The sequence below is a fragment of the Terrilactibacillus tamarindi genome (assembly GCF_009718825.1).
Lineage (GTDB): Bacteria > Bacillota > Bacilli > Bacillales > Sporolactobacillaceae > Terrilactibacillus > Terrilactibacillus tamarindi.
Genome location: NZ_WNHB01000068.1, coordinates 1 through 290 on the forward strand (window position 1 = coordinate 1; position 290 = coordinate 290).

1 protein-coding gene is annotated in these 290 nt (G+C 41.7%); it reads right to left on the reverse strand.

What is annotated here, in order from left to right; genetic code table 11:
- Positions 1-290, reverse strand: a 290-nt coding sequence (locus GMB86_RS15380) for a transposase (RefSeq protein WP_196220262.1), incomplete at both ends; no start/stop codon positions are given.

Sequence of the window (290 nt, forward strand, 5' to 3'; positions counted from 1 at the left end):
TTTGTAGAGTAGATGCTTCGCCAAATGTCCTTTGGAAAGCTGTAAAATGTCAGTAAATAATCATTTTCACGCAAGGATTTGACGACTTTACTATACGTCTTTTTCCATTTTTCACAGAAGGCATCTAGGGCTGCTTGACCTGATTCAGCGTCCTCTGCTTGATGAATCGTTTTAAAATCATCGCAGATCTCCTGACGATCTCCTACGCGCACTTTATGTGAAATATTGCGTGCTACGTGTACGAGACACGTTTGGTATCTCGCTTTTGGAAAGACGCTTGAAATGGCATC